The sequence below is a fragment of the Petroclostridium sp. X23 genome (assembly GCF_030013905.1).
In the GTDB taxonomy this organism is placed as follows: domain Bacteria; phylum Bacillota; class Clostridia; order SK-Y3; family SK-Y3; genus X23.
The window spans coordinates 3,917,635-3,937,907 of record NZ_CP124862.1; the positions used below are offsets into that span (position 1 = coordinate 3,917,635).

A 20,273-nucleotide genomic window follows, 5' to 3' on the forward strand; every position below is an offset into this window, starting at 1 on the left:
TTTTAGAATTGTGAAGTTAAGTATTCAGTCAATGTAGACGATTACGGCTTAATGAAAAAAGTTTGAAGTGAGGGATAAAAATGAAGATTGCAGTAGCGGCAGATGGAAAAAGCTTAGACAGTAAGGTGTCGGAAGAATTTGAACAATGCTTATACCTACTTATTGTTAATATGGGCGATTTAAGCATTACAGCTATCAAAAATGATAAATTATCGAAAAACACCTCTGGAGAAAGCTTAGCCAATGAAATATTAAAGTATGATTGCGAGGCTTTAATAACAGGAGAAATAAAACCCTTAGCATTTAATATATTGGCAGATGCTTGTGTAACGAGATTTTTAGGAACCGGTAGCTTAGTTCAGAATGCTCTGGAATTAATGGAGAAAGATTCATTAAAAATAATAAGAAACTGTGATGGAACAGATGAATGCAGTGGAAAACATCATTAAAGGTTAATGGGAAATTAGTAATATTTGTAATATAACTTAATAACTATTTCAGATTAAGGGGAAGAGCAGGTAAGAAGAGCTTTTCCCCTATTTGCTTTGAATTATAGTGATATAAAATTTTGAAAAATATAGAGGTTTTTTAGAATTAATGGAGAATTATGTAATAAAGCTAAAAAATCACTAGAGAAAGATGAGGTGAAATTTAAGGTGGGTAGACATAGATTTGAAGTAAGTAGAAATGTGTGCATTTTTATTATTATATTTTTATTAGTAGGAATAGCCGGTTTCTTTTTTATAGAAAGAAAGAGAAATGATTCTATTATTATTGGCTTTTCTGCTCAATTGACCGGGAGGCAAGCTGAGTTAGGAGTTCAAGAACGGAATGGAGTACAACTTGCTGTGGAGAAAATTAATGCAGACGGTGGTATTGCAGGGCGAAAGATTTCTCTGATTATTCATGATGACCTTGGTATTCCTGAAGAGGCTCAGTCTGGAGATCATGAATTGATTAAGAAAGGGGCAGTTGCTATTATTGGACATGCCACAACTGCTCAAACATTGGCAGGTCTTAAGGTAACAGATTCTCAGCAAGTAGTAATGATTAGTCCAACGGTCTCAACCTCTGAATTGAGTGGTCTGGATGATTATTTTTTTAGAGTGTACCCATCATTTGAAAAAAGCTCGGAAAATTTCGCCAAATACGCTTATAAGGTTAATGGTATAACGCGTATGGCTGTAATTTATGATATTGACAACTTAGCATATTCTAAGACTTACAGCAAAGTTTTTGCTCATGAATTTCAGTCATTAGGGGGTGAGATAACCGATCAAGTTAGTTTTTCATCTGCGGATCATCCGGACTTTTCTCCATTATTATCAAAGTTACAAGAATCTGAAGCAGAAGGATTGCTCATTGTGGCTTCAGATATTGATACAGCGTTTATTGCCCAAAAAGCCAGGCTTATGGGATGGCAAATCCCGATGTTTACCTCAGCTTGGGCTCAAACAGAAACACTTATAAACAATGGTGGTAAGGCTGTTGAGGGGATGAAACTTGAACAATCTTATACTTTAGCCAATAAATCACAATCTTTTATTGATTTTCAATCTCGTTATAAAGCAAGATTTGGTAAAGAGCCTTCCTTTGGTGCAGCTTTTAGCTATGAAGCGACATTAGTACTTTCTGACGCATTAAAAAAGACCAATGGCAATAAAGCCGGATTAAAACAAGCATTGCTAGAAACTCATCATTTCAATGGGATTATGGATGACTTCTCTTTCGATAGATTTGGTGATGTTGAAAGACCTTGGTATTTAAGTACCGTTCGCAATGGAAAATTTGTTATTGTTGATAAGCTAGCTTCAATTAATTTTGGAGGGATTAAATAATGAAAAAGGCTAATAGTGCCCCTTATCTTCGTCAAGTACTTTTGACCATGTTACTTCTTCGTTTATTTATCCCTCTAATGGTTGTGGCATTGATAGCAATTGCGGGAGCAGGATATTTAGGGGAAAAAAGTCTTGAAAATCATCAAAATCAAGTGGTACAAACAATATCCCGTATAGTAGATTATCATCTTGAACATGGAGCAAGAGTATTAGATTCTATTGCACGGGTAGCTGAGACATCAGAAACACAAAATTTGCAAATTTTTATGAAAAGTACGTGGGAAGCCTATGGGTACTTTGAAACAATATATTGTCTAGATAAAGATAACAAAATTACATTAATGGAGCCATATGATACACGTCATACCGGATTGGATATGTCCAATTTACCCGATTTCAAAGAAAAAAGAAAAAATATAAATCTTATTATTTCACGTCCATTCATTTCACTTAGTACAGGTTACCCAACAGTATATTTAATTAGACATCTTTCTAGTGGAGGTGCTGTAATAGGGGAGTTGAACCTGAACTTATTTCAGAAAGAAATTATGAATATAAGAGATAATAACTTTGTTTTCATCATGGATCAAACAGGTATGCTTATAGCGCATCCTTCTTCAGATTTGGTTAAACAACAAACTAACATGAGTAACTTGGGGATATTTAACACAACACTTGAGGGGAAATCAAATGCGGTGTATTCCTACAATGGAGATAAAGTGATTGGTAGTGCTGTGCGAATGGAAGAAACAGGGTGGATCGTTGTGGATCAAGTTTCGTTATATGTTTTTTTTAGATCGTACGCATGGTCATTTGTAACGGCACTGCTAGTGCTATTGATCATTTGGCTAGCCTTGGTGTGGAATCTTCGAAAACAGCTTCATCGATATGTTATTACTCCATTGGAAGCGCTGACTAAAAGAACACATATGCTAACATATGGAACTTATAGCGAATTAAATATTTTATCTTCAGGTCCTACTTCTTTTGTTGAGCTAAATAATCTTTTGGTAGATTTTCAGTTCATGAGCAATAATCTGCAATTGCGTGAGGATGCACTTCGAGAAAGCGAAGTTCGTTATCGTGGATTGGTAGACAGGTTACCAATAGGTCTTTTTCGCGTCACATTGGCTGGCGAAATATTGGATATTAACCCAATGCTTGCAGTGATATTGGCATATCCTTCAGAAGAATTGATGAAGGATAATATTATTAAATTTTTAAATGAATCCTTAATTAATAGCGAGTTAAAACAATTTACCACAGACAATGTATGTAGTTTAAGTGGTTTTGAAACACAAATAAAGCGTTACGACGGAATAATTATATGGGTACAGATAGACAGTCATATTGTTTATGATTGTAAAGGAAAGGAACAATTTTTCGAGGGTACTATACAAGATATTACTCAACGTAAGCAGACAGAAGATAAGATTAAGGAGCAGCAGAAACTTCTTTTTGAGGCAGAAAGACAACAACGTGAAGTGCTGGAGAAATCACTTGCAATGAAAGATGAGTTTATATCATTAGTTAGTCATGAATTCAAAACTCCATTGAATGTAATTTATTCTGCTATTCAGTTAATGGAGTGCGTATACTTTGACAAGATACCGGAGCGTGTACAACAACTTATTGGGAATATAAAACAGAACACCTTTAGACAGTTAAGACTTGCAAATAATTTATTAGATATTACAAGAATGGATTCGGGACATATGAAATTAAATGTAAAAAACGTTGACATCGTATTTTTATCTAAAGTAATAACCGAATCAGTAGAGTTGTATGCAAAACAAAAAAATATAAAAATGTACTTTGAATCAAATGTAGAAAGTAAGATTATTGCTATGGATGAAGAAAAATTTGAACGTATAATATTAAATCTTCTCTCAAATGCTATGAAATTTACAGAAAGTGGAGGAAGAATTACTGTTTTACTCGAAGAAAATAAAAAATCAAATTTTGTACAGATTAAAGTAACTGATACAGGAATAGGAATTCCAAAAGAGAAACGAGAAATAATATTTGAAAAGTTTGGACAAGTTGATAGTAATTTATCCAGACAAGCAGAGGGAACGGGTATAGGCTTATCTCTCGTAAAATTATTAGTTGGTGCTTTAGGTGGCACGATAGAAGTGGAAAGTGAGTTGGGTGAGGGAAGCACATTTATTATAACACTGCCTGTAAAAGAAGGAATAGAAAGTGAAACTGAAGTGTGCTTGGATCTTGATGATAGATTAGTAACAGAAATCAAAGTTCAGTTTTCTGATATTTATTTTTATAGATAAAGAACTGTATATTGGAACTAAAAGAAAGTGAGTCAAAGTATAAAGAACTTTACTATGAACATCAAAATAAGCAAACATTGCTTAAGGCACTCATCAATTCTGTTCCGGACTTGATTTTTTACAAAGATATCAATAGTGTATATGTAGGCGGCAATAGTGCTTTTGAAAAGTTCGCAGGAAGAAAAGAAAGAGATTTAATCGGCCTTACGGATTTAGACCTCTTTGATCAAGAAATGGCAGACCTATTTATAGAAATGGATAAAGATATGCTCAAACAGGGTACGCCAAGGAGAAATGATGAAATAGTCACATATCCTGATGGGACAAAGGTGTTTCTGGAAACCCTTAAGACATCGTATACAAATTCCCAGGGAACTGTCTTAGGGCTTATTGGTATTAGTAGAGACATTACCGAACGTAAAAAAAGAGAGGAAGAAATTGTTTATCTTACATATCACGATGTTTTAACCGGTTTATATAACAGGACATTTTTTGAAGAAGAACGAAAGCGCCTTGATACTGAGCCAATGTTGCCTCTTTCAATAATTGTAGGGGATATTAACGGGTTGAAGCTTATTAATGATGCTTTCGGGCATGAAGAGGGCGACAAGGTTCTTGTTGAAATATCTAAGATACTTAGATTCTGCTGCCGGGCAGAAGATATTATATCTCGAATAGGCGGTGACGAGTTTTGTATTCTCCTTCCTAAGACGGATATCCAAAGTGCTCAATCAATGGTAGATAAAATAAAAAAGCAATGCCAAGACTATTCTAATGCAGCAGGCAGAGAAACATATTATGCAAGTATTTCTTTGGGGCATGCAACTAAGCTGACAGTTGAAGAGTCTTTTGAAAAAGCATTCAGAATTGTGGAGGAACTCATGTACAGACTAAAACTCCTTGAATATAAAAGTATACATAGTCCGATTATTTCTTCAATAAAAACTATAATGTGGGAGAAAAGCAATGAGACAGAGGCGCATGCGGAAAGATTGGCAGAGCTATCTAAGAAACCGGGAAAGGCTCTTGGTTTGGATGATGAAGAAATATCTGAACTTGAGTTATTATCCACACTTCATGATATAGGTAAAATAAGTATTGATGGAAGTATTTTAAAAAAAGCAGGCAAAAATACAATCTTTAATAATTTGGCATGTTGCTGTTGCGTATGCTCAGATTTTTCAATTGGAATCAATGGGAGTTATAAAAGAAACAAAACTATATGCTATAGAAGATGCATACTTTTCAAATAAAGCTATTTTTTGTCATTATATAGTATACGAATGTTGAAAAATCAGTTATAATTATATTATGTAGGCCATAAACTAATACGATGGGAGTGTTAATATGAATTCATTATGTTTTACATCCCTCAAAGAAACGTCTGATTACCTAAATTCCAATTCGGATAAGGGATATGTATTGCATGTTCCAATTGATATGATCGAGGAATTGTCCAAAGAAATCAGCAATAACGTAATTTTATGTTCTACCTCCGGAGAATATACTCCTTCCGGATATAAAAATGGAGTTATTACTGGGTTTTTTTATGAATCAAATGAAGGAGAAGTCGTTGAAATCTTATATCCTCCGGTTAAAAGTGCGGCAACATTAGAAATAGCTTATAAAAAACTGCGAAACAATAGGAACGCGTTTATGCTTCTGATGTGTGATGGATTATCGGGCATGGAAGAAAGCATCATGACAACCCTTTATTTTATGGATAAGAATTTTAAAATTATTGGAGGCAGTGCAGGAGATAATCTTCAGTTTCAAAAGACGGCTATCTATATCGGCTCAAAAAAAGTACATAGTGCGGCTATATTTTTTGATATAAAATGCAGAACACAAATCTTAAAAGAAAACATTTATGTACCTATCGGCGACAAACTCCTGATTACAGATGCTGATCCAATCAAACGAATTGTAAAAACTATCAATAACAATCCTGCTAGCACAGAATATGCAAGAGTTTTGGCAATCAGTGAAAAAGACCTTCATCAGTACTTTATGAATAATCCTCTGGGTAAAATCTATGAAGACGATATTTTGATTGCATCTCCAATGAAAGTGAACCCAGATAAATCTATCACTTTTTATTGTCAGGTAATGCCAAATACCTTCATTCATATCTTAAAACCTGTGGATCCAATCGCTAAGTTAAACGAGACGCTGCAGGCCCTTACATTTAAGCCTCAATTCGTATACGTGGTGAACTGTGTTCTCCGCAGCGTAAAATTTCAACAGGAGGGAATCTGGAATACTTTTGACCGTATGCTATTGGACAAGTGCAAGAACACCACTGGGTATATCAGTTATGGGGAACAGTTCTACAGACATCATGTAAACCAAACCATGGTAATATTAGCAGTGGAATAAAAGGGGGATACAAAGAATGATGACTATATTAAAACGCAAGAAAAATAGCGGTGAAAGCATAATAGATATAGGCACTCAGGATATCCAAGCTGTATCTACTGGATTTCATTATGAAAAGGAAGTTTTTTCCTTAACAGAACAGATAACCAAAGATTTTGATGTTCTTTTGAAACAGGAAGCCAACATTACTCATGGACTCGGCCAGCTTTTGGGTGGCTCTGAATATACTACGGGACAGATTGAGGAAGTAGAGAAACATTTGATCTGTTTTACCGAAAACAGCGAAAAAACCAAACGCCATGTAAATGAGGTGTTCAGCAGTCTAGAACATTCATCCTATGAAATTGACAATGCGAAAAACAGTATTGTCAACGTTGTCCGGCAGATGAACAGCGTATCCGAAATATTTCAACAATTTTTTAATGTGTTTTTAGAGTTAGAAGCACAGTATCATGACATCTCAACCTTTGCCAGTGTCATTACCAGCATAGCAAAACAGACGAACCTTCTCTCCCTCAATGCTTCTATCGAGGCCGCCAGAGCAGGTGAGGCAGGCAAAGGATTTGCTGTAGTTGCTAATGAGATAAAAAATTTATCCAATGAAACGAATAAAAATGCTAAGGACATTATCGGTGCGCTAAACTGTATGACGGATACCATTAAAGAATTAAGTGAAAAGTCCAATGCTGGCAGTGACGTAGTAAATAATGCTACTGGTCTTATCCAGCAGACCGATACGCTATTTGACAATATCTTTGTGGCAGAGAAAAAGGTACATGAGCAGATGAGAGAGGTACAGCATTCCCAGGAACAGAACCTATCCGAAGTACAGGAAATCACAGATGCTTTAAAGAATGTAGTAAAAAAATCTATCAATGAAAACGAACAGCTGGATAACCTAATCTTTAGTGTGCAGAAAAAAGCAGACTTCTACCTAAACATATTAAATCACTTGAATCAGATTAAACTCTTACAGGAAGAAAAGTAACCCTTACCAAGGAATTACAAGCCACTTATAACATGATTATCGTATGAACAACGTACCATAAGGGAACCATGCCTTTTTTCTAGGTTAAGCGATATTTAACCTTTTAATTCCTTATTTAAAAAGCCACTTCTTTATCAAAAATACAAGTAATAGTAAAACAAGTAAAACAAATTTAAATGTAAAGCTATATGGAGCCCAAACAAGAGTAAACCAATTTGCTTGATATATAGAATGTGGAAAAACAACTTCTGATAATACTAATATGATAAGGCCTAGTGGGATAACTATCTTTTTATGATTTTTAAATCCAAGTAATTGTGAAAGCTCTATGACCCCTGCATAGAAAAATAATGTACCTATCACAAATTGTGTAACAATCCATAGCAATGGAGTAGGGGGAATATTTCCTGGTGAAATGTTGTTATTGCTATGTATGTTGCCGGTACTAAAAGGGTCAGCAAAAAAGCAAACATCCGTAAAAAACGTATCATCATAGATAAAATGTAGTGATAAAGTATCTGCATTACATCGCTATTTTGTAAGCAAAATCACATCATCAGGGACATTATCCATATCTAGTATATGGCAATCCTTACCCTTGAGATATTTATTAAAGAAATCAAGGAGCAGCATATTCATGATACTTTCCATTTTATTAGGATCTATTTCTCCAAGCATTGCCAGTTCGACTTCTTTCTCTCCTATCACGGCTCTTGAAACAGAGTTTTCAGCCAAAATTTCGTTGTAATCCATAAAGTTTCCGTGTGTACTATTTTTGAATGCTGCCAAGTAAGCATCATTCTCAGCATTGAGAAAAGGAAAGGTCAGGCAATATCCGCCAAGGCTATCGTGGTGCATCAATAGGATTGGTTTTTTTATTGACTTGTCCCACATACAACTATAAAAGAAACCATCAAGATTGGCGCTGGCTTTGATTAAGTCCGACACATGTGCCAGATTTAATGCTGTAGAACCTCCGAAGGACATTCCGAAAGCACCAATATTCTCTTGATCAACATGGTTATACAACATAGCACTTTCTTGTCCAGCTCCATTTATGAACATGTCAAGGGCAGCAAGACTGTCTTTTAGCCAGATTTCAGCTTGAGCCACCATTCTAGGCTGATCGTCAATGATTGTCTTATAGTAATTGCGGTGTTCTTCCATGCTTGCACATTTACCGTATCCGGTAAGCCATACCCCATAATTAGGGAATATTTCTATGGATACTGCAGCATCTGCTTGGAAATCTTCCGGTTTTTTCTTTATATCAAACAACAAAATTTCGCCGTTTGGTAATTCATATGAGCCGTCATCCTGATGGCCTATGCTCAATACAATATATCCATGGGATGCGAGTTCTTCAAATTGCACAGTGTTGGCTTCATAACCGAGACCGAATCCATGGCTGAAAAGGAGAAGCGGGTGCTTGCCGTCATATATGGGCGCGCTGATATATGAATTAGTTTCAATGCTGCCGGCTCCCGGAAAAATACTTTCGCTGGCATATTTTTTTAGTTTTTCTTCTCCGATACCTTTTGCCGGATAAAAGCATATGCAGGGGATAATACGTTTTTTATCGTTTTTTTCATTCGGGCGGTATTCATAAGCAAAGTGAGTACACCCGACAAGGGATGGGCCGCTGGGTTTCCTTAACTTATGATTCTCTTTCATTTTCATGATTTTTATTTCTCCCTTCAAATTAGAAGTTATAAATTAGAAAAGGATGCCTTAATTATATAACATCCAAGATTTATTGCACAGTTGAAATAATTCAAATATTTGGGGAGATAGACAAGAGTGAATAGACAAGGGTACTTTACCAGTGGTTTTGAACCGTCTATATGTCTATCTATTGGCGTTATTTTTTTTGTGATTTTATAATATTAATCCCAAAAACTGATTAATTATTGACATGTCACTTAATATGGAATATAATGTTATTTTAAAAAGCGTTTTACAGAATACTTATATTATGGATGAAACGTTTGTGAACCTATCAGAGATGAACCCGCATCAGACAAAAATTATTCCGCTAATTGGAAGTCCTATCGGAGGATTTATATCGCCCCATGTACATAATTATCTATTTGATTTATACAAAGTGAATGCAATGAATCTTCCCGTTGAAATCAGAAAACGTGAACTTGCAGGATTTATTGAGGTGACAAAGCTTATGAATTTTTCCGGATTTATTCTGACCATGCCTAATAAAGTCGACATTATTCCATTGGTTGATGAAATAGATGAGGTATAGAAGATTTTAAAGTCCGTCAATGTCGTATGCGTTAGAGGTGGAAAACAGAAGGGCATAGTATGGACGGTAAAAGTGCTATATGGCGTTTGACGAAACAGGAGCGGATCTAAATGGTAAAAAAGTACTCAAACTCGAATTGACATGTGGTAAATATTTACGATTTATCTTTCTAACTGAAAATAAAAAATAACAATGGAAAAATAAGGAGAGTTGTAAAGAACGCAAATTTATATAAAGGAGATATGATTATTATGGATACTGGGTTGAAAAACAAGGTTGCTGTTATTACAGGAGGTACATCCGGCATAGGTGCTAGCATGGCGCTTGAATATGCAAAGGAAGGTGTAAAAGTTGTAGTTTGTGGAAGAAACAAAGATAAACTGGAAGGTTTTATTAATTCGGCAAAGGAACAAGGTTATGAAATAGATGGGAAAATTTGCGATGTAAGCAATGAACAAGCAGTCAAAAAATTTGCAGATGATGTAGCTGAAAGTTACGGTGGCATAGACATCTGGATAAATAATGCTGGAATAGTGAAGTTATGTAGTTTAATGAAGTTGAAAATGGAGGATTGGAAGGCTATTTTGCAAACCAACCTAACCGCTGTGTTTGTTAGTTCAAGGATAGCTGCGGAATATATGATTAAAAGGGGTGGCGGCAATATAGTCAATATCTCATCTTTTACAGCACTCATAGCGTCGGCAAATAATGGTGCGTATTCAGTCTCAAAAGCCGGAGTGATAACGTTGACAAAAGTGCTTGCCGCTGAGCTTGCACCTTATAATATAAGGGTAAATGCCATTATTCCAGGTTATATCCGTACTGACATGGGGAATATAGATATAGATACAAAAGCTGAGCAGATAATAAAGCCTATCTCATTAAAACGTTTCGGTACTCCGCAGGATATAGCAGCAGGAGCAATATTTCTTACAAGTGATTGTGCAAGCTATATTACTGGCGAGGCTCTTGTCATATCAGGAGGCAAATTTATTGTTCAAAATGCTATGGATCCTTGGTCATGGGAAAGGTAAAATATGATATAGTTTTTCATTTAATTGCATATGAAGATGAAATAAACTATCAAAAATTTAGATGAGATTTAAAAGTGTTATTTTATATAGCATATAATAATCTTCAAATGATTAAGCTATCTCCTATCATTTGGAGATTAATTTTTACTCGCTATTTTTATGAATTTTTATAAGAATCTTGATAAAAATAATTTCGGTAATGTTTTGGGGTACAATTCATAATTTTTTAAACACAGAACTAAAGTAATTACTGGATGGAAATCCAAGGTAATTATGGCTGTTTTCCATTTCCGTGTATTTCAAATAGGAAAGTGACAAATGCTTCATTCCCAATATACGTATAGCTATTAAGTGCTCCTTCTTTTTCAAGCGGTAGGCCTTAATGAAATTCATTTAGGAGTTGTAATTGTATTAAACCTTAGAAATTACTGGGCATGCTTCCAGAAGATTTGGCCCTTGGTTTCTATGAATGTCCATATCCTTATAAGAGATTGATTTCTCCAGAGCGCTTAAAATAGTGTGCGGATACAGGACGTTTCTATTTTATCAAGGATACCAGCTGTGATATTGAAAACATAAAAGATAAGCTTGCTAAAATTCAAGGAACACAATTAAGGCTTTTTAATGCCAATACTTCTACCTTGTTGGAGACATTACAGTTAGGAGCAAGCGGATTCAGCGGTGTGATGGCAAATTTCCATCCTGATTTATATACATGGATTACCGCAGAATACAATAATCAACCGGAAAAAGCAAAAAAATATAAGTTTTAAGGACGATTAGATTATGAATACAATAAAGATTGCAGATAATATAGTTTGGGCAACAATTTTCAATGAAATAAGAGACTAAAAAAGTGATGATATCTAACTATAATAATAGAAAAGAGAGGGATTTATATGAGTACATTTAATATATCACAAAGTATCGGAGAAATTGTATCCATCATGCCAAAAGCAAGTGATGTTTTTAAGAAATATAATATTGATTTCTGCTGCGGAGGACACCGACCACTGTCAGAAGCGATCAGAGAACATAAACTCAATGATCAGGAAATATTGAGAAAGCTGGATGAGGCTTATGAGGAAACAACAAAATTTACAAATCAAGTTGACTTCAGAAAAATGGCCCCTAGTGAACTGATTGATTATATTGTGAATACTCACCACGTTTTCGTCAAAAAAATCTTACCGGAGATTAGTGAACTGACAACAAAAATATTAAGAGTGCATGGGCCAAGCCACAGTGATCTTTTTAAAGTTCACAAACTGTTTCATAATCTAAAGACTGAATTGGAACAGCACCTCATAAAGGAAGAAGAGATTCTTTTCCCAATGATCAAGGAATATGACGCCAGTCCATCAAAGGATCTTCTTAATAGGATTGATACAGTGATCAAGGAAACAGAAGACGAACACGAAACAGCTGGAGGCGTTCTTAAAGAGCTAAGAAAAGTCACACAAGAGTACAAAGTACCGGAAGATGGCTGCGGCACATACTGCAAGACTTTTGAAAAGCTGCAGGAACTTGAATCAGATTTATTTCAACATATCCATCTGGAAAATAATATTTTGTTTAAGCAGCTAGGTTTAGAGATAAATCATATAAAAATGTAGTGAAAGTAATGGATGGATACTGCAAGCTGATTTTTAGAAATACTTCTGCAGTATCCATCATACAAAAAAATTAATTATTAACGGATAGGTGATTAACATGGGAAATACCATAGATTTATCAAAAAGTGTACATGAAATATGCAAAGATCATCCGGATATCATTCAAATCATGAAGGAGTTAGGGTTTGAAAGTATCGCAAATGCTGGAATGCTAAATACTGCAGGCAGGTTCATGACAATACCCAAGGGAGCTTCTATAAAAAATATACCTATGGATAAAATAAAAGAAGCATTCGATAGAAGAGGATACAAAATTAAGGAATAGGAAGTGAATTTGATGAGTGAAATGATCAATAATCGGGAATATCGTCAAAGAGTCTTAAAAGAGCTTATTACAGAGCTTCACAATGGGAAAAGCGTTGATGAAGTCAAATCCAGGTTTGAAAAACTGATTCAGGGTATTTCAGTAAAAGAGATTTCTGAAATGGAACAGGCGCTGATTATGGATGGAATGCCTGTAGAGCAGATTCAGAATTTATGTGATGTTCATGCTGCCGTTTTCAAAGGCTCGATAGAAGAGATTCATCGGCCGCAGAAGCCCGAAGAGATTTCAGGACATCCGATCCATACTTTCAGGCTTGAAAACCGTGAGTTGGAGAAACTGCTGAATGAAAGGATAAAACCTCATGTGGAGAACTTGAAGGCTTCCGATAATGAAGAGAATAAAAAGGTGCTTCTTGAAGATATGAACCTTTTATGGGAGATCGACAAGCACTATTCGAGAAAAGAAAACCTACTTTTTCCCTTTATGGAGCAGTACGGCATTACCGCGCCACCAAAAGTCATGTGGGGTGTAGATGATGAGATACGGGGTGAGATCAAGGGAATAAAGAAACTTCTATCCGGTAAATCAGTGAATATGGATGAAATAGCGGAAAAAGCCAATGGAGTGGCTAATAGAGTTATAGAAATGATCTTTAAGGAAGAAAATATCTTATTTCCTATGGTGCTTGAAACCCTATCAGAAGACGAATGGTTAAAAATTGCTGAAGAAAGTGCTGAGATTGGATACACGCTTATCGAGCCAAGGGGAAGATGGAAACCTATAAATTCGGATGTGGAAGAAAAGGTTATTGAACAGGGACAGGAGCCTTCCAATAACGGCTATATTAAATTTGATGCTGGAATTCTGACTCCTGAAGAGATCAATGCAATGCTTAATACACTTCCTTTGGACATTACTTTTGTTGATAAGGACGGAGCGGTAAAATATTTTACACAAGGAAAAGAAAGAATATTTGCAAGACCAAAGACCATTATCGGCAGGCAGGTACAGAACTGCCATCCGCCTGCAAGTGTGCATATTGTTGAAAAGATTGTGGAGGATTTAAGAGCAGGAAGAAAAGATCATGAGGATTTTTGGATCAAAATGGGTGATAAATATGTGCATATCCGTTACTATGCTGTAAGAAATGAAAAAGGTGAATACCTGGGTACTATGGAGGTTACACAGGATATAAAACCGATACAGGAAATCACAGGAGAAAAAAGACTAGCTTCGGAGTAATGGATATATTATTCTCAAAATGTAGGAAGATATTCAGAAACCCTGTTCACATTAAGGCTTTGACAACACGTATAGGGGCCTGAGAATCAAACATGGAAACTGTTCACATGTTTGATTTTTTTGTTTAGTGTTTTCAAATAGTATCAGAATTAATGACCGATATGGAATGGACAATTCAAAAATTGAAGCAAGGGGTATATTGCTTTCAATGGTTCGCGTATATAATGTAAATACAGGTAAGATTATTGAGGAACATGTCAAGGTAAAGGGCGGCAAGGCTATGGTTCACGGCGATGCCGAGATAAAGGGGGTTCCCGGTACAGGATCTCCAGTAGAACTTTTCTTTGAAAATCCCAACGGTGCAACCACGGGAAAGGCTTTTTCAACTGGCAGCCGGAAGGATATATTGGAAATTTTAGATCACTTTCCAATAGAGGTTACAATGATTGATTGTGCTAATCCTGTTGTCGTTGTAAATGCAAAAGTATAGATACTGATAAGTTAATCAAACATTTCAAATAAAGTAACAAACTTATCAATCAGGAAATTTGCAACAATTAATTGTAACTGTATTTACTCTCATCAATTCTGTAAACCATTTCACTAACCGGTATATATGCTTGAGCTTCGTTTTCTTTAATAATATCTAAGATTGGTTTTCTAAAATATGCTTTATCACCATATATCTCTTTTATTGTTATACCGCAATCTTTTGATAAGTCAATCAAATCCTTAAAACCTGTGCCATCCACATAAGCACCATTATAGACTCTTACTGCTGTAATAATTCTTTCTTCTGTTGTAATTGAAACTCTGTCTTGTATCCAAAAAAACTATCTGTTTTAGTTTTATAGCCTACCCTTGCATCCTGATTTACTAATGACCGTACTCCTTTTTGCTGTATAAATATTGTATAAATATTGCAGTACTAAAAGTTTGATCATTAGCTCAGGTTCTTTAGCAGGTCTCCCATAATATTTACAATAGGACTTTTCCAGTAGCTTATTAATAAAACTAAAATCTACAACATTATTTATCAATTTTAGTATATGATTTTCTGGAATTCTATTTCATAATTTTTATTTCTCCCTTCAAATTAGAAGCTATAAATTAGAAAAGGATGGCCTAATTATATAACATCCAAGATTTATTGCATAGTTGAAAAAATTCAAATATTCAGGGAATATTAATATGAACATATCTATGAGGAATAGTGGATCAACAAAAATCAGAGTTGATTTTGATGAAAAAATGGATTATGATAAAAAATCCTTGTGAAAGGATATTGGAAGGAGGGGGGACTGATTTGCCATAACCGGAGGCTAACCAGGTCTTGAAACTAATACAGATTTTGCTATAATGATATAAGCGGTTTTATGTTAATTTGATGATCGAATTCTCCATGTATGCCCAGAATCGCTATCTATAGCAGACCCTTTTTTGGTCATGAGATGGAGAGAACTCATAAATATGATGTGGCAATATTAAAGAGGGTAAAGAAAGAATAAAGGGAAAATACGCATATGATGGGAAAAACACATTTTAAAATAGGTATTTTATATTATGTATTGATTGGATTACTGCCATTACACGTGTTTTTGAAGGTATTTGATTATGAAATATCACTGATAGGAGCAATCGCAGCTGCTTTTGGTGCACTGCTGCCAGATGCCGACTGCGAAAATAGCAACATAAATCGGATGAATCCTTTATTGGGTACATCATATAAAGTGATAGAGAAAATTGAGAAAAAAGTGGTACTTATTACAAGATACTCGCTAACGATTGTAACCGGTGCATTAATACTATGGTATTCGAGACAAATAATTGCCTATATAAGACTTATACCCTTATTATCTACTTATGCGCAACATATGACATATGCTTTGATAATATTTGTCATTATAGTTGGCTTAAGTAACAATAAAGCAATTAAATACATTCCGGTTATAGGATGGATTTATACATGCATTTCTTCAGGAATTTATCGGACAGGCAGAAAGGTTAAAAGGATGATCATGCTTTTGCTATATGGTGGAACCGGAGCGGCATTAGCCATATATAATTATTTATACCTGAAGGATAATGTTATCTTTATTGTCAGCGGATTGTTTATCCTTATGGTACTATTTCCGCACCGCACTTTTATGCATAGTGTTGAAGGAATATTTCTATTGACTGCAGCGTTCTGGTATATCGCGAGACATCTGGGATATGATTATCTTGCAGTAGCTTTCTTTATAGGATATTTCAGTCACTTGTATCTTGGGGATTTATTTACAGGGAGAGGAGTACCTCTATCAGTAGTGCCGCTTGTCTTTAGAAAATTGAGAGTGCACAACTATCTGCGTAAGAATATGTTGTACAGATGTATCTATAATGTATTCAATATTAGATTAAGAGTTCCGATAATGATTACCGGAACGGGATGGGGCAACTTATTGGAAACTATTTATATCGTATGTATATCAATTGGTATCATAGTGCTTGTAAGAGGGACTTTCACGAATTCATAAGAAAGGAAAGCCGAACGCAGAACGGATATGAAGGATTACTTGAAAATTTTATTGAGATAGCATTGCCCGCAGGGGCCTGAAAGGTTCTAACAAAATTGTCGGTTGATGGTATGGCATGAAATGGATATAATATGGCTTAGGAGATTAGTAATTGCGTAAAATCCATGATAAGTAAAGGAGAATACGATGAAAATTAAAAAGGTAACTCTAATTGGCTTGGGAGCAATGGGAGTTTTTTTTGCACCAAAGCTGGACGCATACCTAGGCGAAGAAAACTTCAGGGTACTTGCCGACGGTGAACGCAAGGAGAGGATACAATCAAAAGGTGTGATTGTTAACGGGATTAGGCACCATTTCACTGTTATTACTCCGGAAACAACAGGTGATCCGGCTGACTTGATTATAATGGCAGTAAAAGATACCGGACTTACTCAAGCCATCCATGATATTCGCAATCAGGTTGGAGAGAATACCCAGATTATTTGCGTGATGAATGGAATTGACAGTGAAGAACGGATTGCAGCAGTCTATGGTTGGGAACACATTCTGTATTCCTATATGAGAGTATCTATAGTTATGAAAGATGGGGTTGCAAACTATGACCCTGAGTGGGGAAAAGTATATTTTGGAGAGAAATGGAATAGTGAATTATCCGAGAGAGTTAAATCTATCAAAGAATTATTTGATGCCTCCAAAATAAAATATAATATATACCCGGATATGATAAGAGGCATGTGGTTCAAATTTATGTGTAATATCGGTGAAAATATGACCTGTGCAATGCTAGGTATCCCCTTTGGTGCCTTCCGGGTAAGTAACCATGCTAATGCAATCCGACGCAAAGCTATGTGGGAGGTGGTCCAAATTGCAAATCGGCTTGGTATTGACCTAGGACAAGAAGACATAGAGCGTCAGGAAGATACACTTAAGCGGCTGCGATTTTGTAACAAACCTTCCACGCTGCAGGATTTAGAAAGCGGTCGTATAACAGAAATTGAAATGTTTGCCGGCAAGGTGGTGAAACTGGGTGAGGAACTGGGGATCGAAACACCTATGAACTGGATGTTTTACCATGGGATTAAGGTATGTGAAGAGAAAAATATGGGAATGTTTCAGAAGAAAGATATTTAAAATTGTGATGGGCAAGGCTTTTGGGTGGTACAAAGGACTATTTCGCTGGCTACGTTTATCTTGCGTAGTGCCTAACCAGGTTAAAAATGCCGGGATTAATAGGATTATAGATTCGGGTTTAGATCTTCATCAGATTTTAATATCAAACATGTCTTGGATATACCGGAGCAGTTTGTAATGGTAAATGAATTAGTGCCTAATGCTCTTCAGGGTATTAGTGGAATAATATGCAGCTAAATACCATAATGGGGATAATGTGAATAGAAAATGGTACTTTGCAGAAAAAAGGTCAGGCTTGAAACATTTCTTTCCAACTTCTTTGCGATCCCTATCTATTGCAAATTCTAGACGATATTTACTGCATATTAGGCTTTTCATAAAAAAGAAATTAGTGTATAATCATTTACTGACATATAGAAATGTATGTTAAATAAATATGTAAATCACGAAACTTGAGTGTTGCAAAAACAGGCCGGGTGAATATATTACTTGAACTGAAAATTAAGATAAGCTTAAGATATGAAGGGGTGGAGTGTTTTTGAAAAGAACAAAAGAAGATGCTGAGCAAACCAGACAAGCTATACTGGATGCCAGTTTCGAAATTATCAATAGAAAAGGCTTTGAGAGGATGACAAGAGATGATATCGCCATGGAGATGGGGATGACAAGAGGTGCAGTAAATTGGCATTTCAAGACAAAAGAAGAAATTTATTTTTCTGTTCTCCAGAATATTTTAGATCGGCTTGAAATTATGAGAAAGAAATATCAAAATGACTATAGTATGTCTGCTGAAGAACGACTGACAAATCTTTTTCTTATGCCCATCAGGCATGTTAAATGGTTTCAGTTTGTTAACAGAATTCCTCATTATCTTCTGGAAGAAGCTGAATTCTCTAGTATTGAAAATAGAATATATCAAAATAGGATTAAATTTTTAGGATATTTAGAAGGAGTTTTAACTGAGATTGAAAAAAAATCCGGAAATACATTAAAAAAGCCTAAAGATAAAGTGGCACAGGCGTTGTATTTGATTTATGAAGGTCTTCATACTAGAAATACTTGGAATAACTCCATGATTCAATTTTCAGAAAAAGAAATATGGGAATTATTAAGTAATATAATTTACTAATTTACAATGTAGTATTGACAAGGGATGATTTACATGATATACATATATTTATAAATGTATGTTTATGAAAAAGTTTGAATATTATAATACTCAGGCTTTTTCTAAATTAATCTACTATTCTTATAATGAGGGGGTACAAAATGGAAACAACAAAAAGGAAAAAGTGGTCATTCCCGCACGAATTCATTATTGTAATTATTATGGCAGTATTGGCATGTATTCTCACCTATATTATTCCAGCCGGAGAATATGAGAGAATAAAATCCGAAACCGGGAAGATGGTTATCAATCCGGATGTTTTCAAGTACATAGAAAACACTCCGGTTTCCATCTGGAAAATTCCAATGTTGTTGGTGAAAGGTTTTTATGATTCCAGTAGTTTGATATTTGCGATACTTATTTTCACGGGCTCCATGCAAATTATAATGGCAACAGGAGCGTTGCGGGCCTTAACCAGTACAGTAATAAGAAAGTTTAGCAAGCGTCAGACAATAGCAATTGCAGTTATCATGTTTGTTATTTCAGTATTAAGCTCTCCGATGGGTTATAATCCGTTTATAGCATTTGTACCGGTTGCACTCTTGATGTCGTATCAGTTAGGATATGATGAAATGGTCGGTGTGGCTATGATTGCCCTAGCGGCAGCAATGGGGCCCAATGCCGGTATGCTGAACCCATCCACCACAGGTATCGGTAACCAATTAGCCGGGCTTCCGATTTTTCATGGAATAGGATTCCGTTTAATCGGATTTTTTATCTTTACGGCTGTAACTATTTTTTATGTGATTCGTTATGCAAATAAAGTAAAAGCCGATCCTTCATATAGTTATGTTTATGGTATAAAGCCAAGTATAACTTCAGATACCCAAACCATTGATGAAAAATTAACAGTTCGTCAAATTCTGGTTCTTGTAACCGTAGGTATTTCCCTTATTGTATTAGTTTATGGGTGTACAAAACTTGCTTGGGGCTTCCAGCAAATGTCGGCTTTCTTTATTGTTCTAGGTGCTCTTGGCGGTATTGTCTATGGTATGCGTGCGAATGAAATATGTATGCAATTTGCAGAAGGAAGCAAATTGGTTGTACGTGCTATCATTCTAATTGCTTTTGCAAGAACGATTTCCATAGTCCTTGGTAACGGTCATATTTTAGATACAGTTGTTCATAGCGTATCAGGATGGTTAAATTATTTCCCTACATTTTTACAGGCTCCCGGAATGTTGCTGATACATACAATTATTAACTTCTTTATTACATCCGGAAGTGGGCAGGCAGTGGTTACTATGCCGGTGATGCTTCCGGTTGCCCGGATTATAGGAATGTCTCCGGAAACAGCAATACTGGCACTCAACTATGGCGATGGCTTTACAAACATTATTTTCCCGCATTCTGCCGCATTAATGGCATTTTTAGTATTGTCCAATGTCCCTTATCAAAAGTGGCTTAAATTCATTTGGAAATTGGTGCTTTTATGGTATGTGATAGGAGCAGTTCTTCTTGTTATTGCACAAATGATAGGATATTAATTAT

At 35.5% G+C, this 20,273-nt stretch carries 19 protein-coding genes and 1 pseudogene; 17 read left to right on the plus strand and 3 right to left on the minus strand.

Annotated elements, in window-relative coordinates; translation table 11 throughout:
- Positions 1-80: 80 nt before the first annotated feature.
- The 6 genes from QKW49_RS18425 (at position 81) to QKW49_RS18450 (ending at position 7,493) form a co-directional block, all read left to right on the plus strand.
- On the plus strand, positions 81-449 hold the full coding sequence (locus QKW49_RS18425) for a NifB/NifX family molybdenum-iron cluster-binding protein (protein WP_282864113.1): 369 nt from the start codon (positions 81-83) through the stop codon (positions 447-449).
- Between the two features lie 207 nt (positions 450-656).
- On the plus strand, positions 657-1,838 hold the full coding sequence (locus QKW49_RS18430) for an ABC transporter substrate-binding protein (protein ID WP_282864114.1): 1,182 nt from the start codon (positions 657-659) through the stop codon (positions 1,836-1,838).
- A complete protein-coding gene (locus QKW49_RS18435) occupies positions 1,838-4,126 on the plus strand; it encodes an ATP-binding protein (protein WP_282864115.1) in 2,289 nt (762 codons plus the stop codon). The genes QKW49_RS18430 and QKW49_RS18435 overlap by 1 nt, the downstream gene beginning before the upstream one ends.
- Positions 4,127-4,137: 11 nt before the next feature.
- A complete protein-coding gene (locus QKW49_RS18440; protein WP_282864116.1) occupies positions 4,138-5,379 on the plus strand; it encodes a diguanylate cyclase in 1,242 nt (413 codons plus the stop codon).
- A gap of 94 nt (positions 5,380-5,473) precedes the next feature.
- Positions 5,474-6,505 carry an FIST N-terminal domain-containing protein gene (locus tag QKW49_RS18445; RefSeq protein ID WP_282864117.1) on the plus strand — a complete coding sequence of 344 codons (1,032 nt, stop codon included), beginning with the start codon at positions 5,474-5,476 and terminating at the stop codon, positions 6,503-6,505.
- Positions 6,506-6,521: 16 nt separating this feature from the next.
- Complete coding sequence (locus QKW49_RS18450; protein WP_282864118.1) at positions 6,522-7,493, plus strand: methyl-accepting chemotaxis protein; 972 nt, start codon at positions 6,522-6,524, stop codon at positions 7,491-7,493.
- Positions 7,494-7,852: 359 nt separating this feature from the next.
- On the opposite strand, the gene QKW49_RS18455 is transcribed toward QKW49_RS18450, so the two are convergent.
- On the minus strand, positions 7,853-8,017 hold the full coding sequence (locus tag QKW49_RS18455) for a spore germination protein (RefSeq protein WP_349239039.1): 165 nt from the start codon (positions 8,015-8,017) through the stop codon (positions 7,853-7,855).
- Positions 8,018-8,024: 7 nt separating this feature from the next.
- Positions 8,025-9,173, minus strand: coding sequence for a hypothetical protein (locus QKW49_RS18460; RefSeq protein WP_282864119.1), 1,149 nt, complete (start codon positions 9,171-9,173; stop codon positions 8,025-8,027).
- Between the two features lie 310 nt (positions 9,174-9,483).
- Here QKW49_RS18460 and QKW49_RS18465 point away from each other — a divergent pair, with 310 nt between their 5' ends.
- From QKW49_RS18465 to QKW49_RS18495, 7 genes are all read left to right on the plus strand, one after another.
- Complete coding sequence (locus QKW49_RS18465) at positions 9,484-9,750, plus strand: hypothetical protein (protein WP_282864120.1); 267 nt, start codon at positions 9,484-9,486, stop codon at positions 9,748-9,750.
- A gap of 251 nt (positions 9,751-10,001) precedes the next feature.
- On the plus strand, positions 10,002-10,784 hold the full coding sequence (fabG, locus tag QKW49_RS18470) for a 3-oxoacyl-ACP reductase FabG (RefSeq protein WP_282864121.1): 783 nt from the start codon (positions 10,002-10,004) through the stop codon (positions 10,782-10,784).
- Positions 10,785-11,329: 545 nt separating this feature from the next.
- Complete coding sequence (locus QKW49_RS18475) at positions 11,330-11,557, plus strand: dihydrodipicolinate synthase family protein (RefSeq protein ID WP_282868180.1); 228 nt, start codon at positions 11,330-11,332, stop codon at positions 11,555-11,557.
- A gap of 126 nt (positions 11,558-11,683) precedes the next feature.
- A complete protein-coding gene (gene ric / locus QKW49_RS18480) occupies positions 11,684-12,400 on the plus strand; it encodes an iron-sulfur cluster repair di-iron protein (protein ID WP_282864122.1) in 717 nt (238 codons plus the stop codon).
- A gap of 97 nt (positions 12,401-12,497) precedes the next feature.
- Positions 12,498-12,725, plus strand: a complete 228-nt coding sequence (locus QKW49_RS18485) for a DUF1858 domain-containing protein (protein ID WP_282864123.1) — start codon at positions 12,498-12,500, stop codon at positions 12,723-12,725.
- A gap of 12 nt (positions 12,726-12,737) precedes the next feature.
- Positions 12,738-13,967, plus strand: coding sequence for a DUF438 domain-containing protein (locus QKW49_RS18490; protein ID WP_282864124.1), 1,230 nt, complete (start codon positions 12,738-12,740; stop codon positions 13,965-13,967).
- Between the two features lie 166 nt (positions 13,968-14,133).
- Positions 14,134-14,457 carry a PrpF domain-containing protein gene (locus QKW49_RS18495; RefSeq protein ID WP_282864125.1) on the plus strand — a complete coding sequence of 108 codons (324 nt, stop codon included), beginning with the start codon at positions 14,134-14,136 and terminating at the stop codon, positions 14,455-14,457.
- 70 nt (positions 14,458-14,527) lie between these two features.
- Here QKW49_RS18495 and QKW49_RS18500 read toward each other — a convergent pair.
- A pseudogene (locus QKW49_RS18500) lies at positions 14,528-15,031 on the minus strand (transposase); the annotation flags it as partial.
- A 459-nt stretch (positions 15,032-15,490) separates the two neighbouring features.
- On the opposite strand from QKW49_RS18500, the gene QKW49_RS18505 reads away from it, so the two are divergent.
- The 4 genes from QKW49_RS18505 to QKW49_RS18520 all read left to right on the plus strand — a co-directional run bounded on the left by QKW49_RS18505 (position 15,491) and on the right by QKW49_RS18520 (position 20,269).
- Positions 15,491-16,483 carry a metal-dependent hydrolase gene (locus tag QKW49_RS18505; protein ID WP_282864126.1) on the plus strand — a complete coding sequence of 331 codons (993 nt, stop codon included), beginning with the start codon at positions 15,491-15,493 and terminating at the stop codon, positions 16,481-16,483.
- Positions 16,484-16,669: 186 nt separating this feature from the next.
- Entirely contained in the window at positions 16,670-17,614 is a 945-nt protein-coding gene (locus tag QKW49_RS18510) for a ketopantoate reductase family protein (protein ID WP_282864127.1), read from the plus strand.
- A gap of 538 nt (positions 17,615-18,152) precedes the next feature.
- Positions 18,153-18,743: a TetR/AcrR family transcriptional regulator gene (locus tag QKW49_RS18515; protein WP_282864128.1), complete on the plus strand. Its 591-nt coding sequence runs from the start codon at positions 18,153-18,155 to the stop codon at positions 18,741-18,743.
- Positions 18,744-18,883: 140 nt separating this feature from the next.
- On the plus strand, positions 18,884-20,269 hold the full coding sequence (locus QKW49_RS18520) for an AbgT family transporter (protein ID WP_282864129.1): 1,386 nt from the start codon (positions 18,884-18,886) through the stop codon (positions 20,267-20,269).
- Positions 20,270-20,273: the final 4 nt, after the last annotated feature.